Here is a 1,505-nt window from a genome sequence, read left to right as displayed (position 1 = left end):
GCCCCCACGATCACCAACGATGGTGTGTCCATCGCCAAGGAGATCGAGCTGGAGGACCCGTACGAGAAGATCGGCGCCGAGCTGGTCAAGGAAGTCGCCAAGAAGACCGACGACGTCGCCGGTGACGGCACGACGACGGCCACGGTGCTGGCCCAGGCCCTGGTGAAAGAGGGCCTGCGCAACGTCGCGGCCGGCGCCAACCCGCTGAGCCTCAAGCGCGGCATCGAGAAGGCGGTCGAGAAGGTCACCGAGACCCTGCTCAAGTCGGCCAAGGAGGTCGAAACCAAGGAGCAGATCGCCGCCACCGCCGCGATCTCCGCGGGCGACCAGTCGATCGGCGACCTGATCGCCGAGGCGATGGACAAGGTCGGCAACGAGGGCGTCATCACCGTCGAGGAGTCCAACACCTTCGGCCTGCAGCTCGAGCTCACCGAGGGCATGCGGTTCGACAAGGGCTACATCTCGGGCTACTTCGTCACCGACGCCGAGCGTCAGGAAGCGGTCCTGGAAGACCCGTACATCCTGCTCGTCAGCTCCAAGGTGTCGACCGTCAAGGACCTGCTCCCGCTGCTGGAGAAGGTCATCCAGGCGGGCAAGCCGCTGCTGATCATCGCCGAGGACGTCGAGGGTGAGGCTCTGAGCACCCTGGTCGTCAACAAGATCCGCGGCACCTTCAAGTCGGTCGCCGTCAAGGCCCCCGGCTTCGGTGACCGCCGCAAGGCGATGCTGCAGGACATGGCGATCCTCACCGGTGGCCAGGTCATCAGCGAGGAGGTCGGCCTGTCGCTGGAGAGCGCCGACGTCGCGCTGCTGGGTAAGGCCCGCAAGGTCGTCGTCACCAAGGACGAGACCACCATCGTCGAGGGTGCCGGTGACACCGACGCCATCGCCGGGCGCGTGGCCCAGATCCGCCAGGAGATCGAGAACAGCGACTCCGACTACGACCGCGAGAAGCTGCAGGAGCGCCTGGCCAAGCTGGCCGGCGGTGTTGCGGTGATCAAGGCCGGTGCCGCCACCGAGGTGGAGCTCAAGGAGCGCAAGCACCGCATCGAGGACGCGGTCCGCAACGCCAAGGCCGCCGTCGAGGAGGGCATCGTCGCCGGTGGTGGCGTGGCCCTGCTGCACGCGGCCCCGGCGCTGGACGAGCTGAAGCTCGAAGGTGACGAGGCGACCGGCGCCAACATCGTGCGGGTGGCGCTCGAGGCTCCGCTGAAGCAGATCGCCTTCAACGGTGGCCTGGAGCCTGGTGTGGTGGCCGAGAAGGTCCGCAACTCGCCCGCCGGCACCGGCCTGAACGCCGCCACCGGTGAGTACGAGGACCTGCTCAAGGCCGGCGTCGCCGACCCGGTCAAGGTCACCCGCTCGGCGCTGCAGAACGCGGCGTCCATCGCGGCGCTGTTCCTGACGACCGAGGCCGTCGTCGCCGACAAGCCGGAGAAGGCGGCCGCTCCCGCGGGCGACCCGACCGGCGGCATGGGCGGCATGGACTTCTAGAAAGTCAACGA

1 protein-coding gene is annotated in these 1,505 nt (G+C 68.1%); it reads left to right on the top strand.

The window, feature by feature from the left end; genetic code table 11:
• Window positions 1–1,494, top strand: a 1,494-nt coding sequence (gene groL, locus A9X04_RS10135) for a chaperonin GroEL (protein WP_067919915.1), incomplete at its 5' end; no start/stop codon positions are given.
• Window positions 1,495–1,505: the final 11 nt, after the last annotated feature.

This window comes from Mycobacterium sp. E3247, assembly GCF_001667785.1.
Classification (GTDB): domain Bacteria; phylum Actinomycetota; class Actinomycetes; order Mycobacteriales; family Mycobacteriaceae; genus Mycobacterium.
Note: the sequence above shows the minus strand (reverse complement) of the source record. Positions and strands in the feature narration are given on the sequence as shown.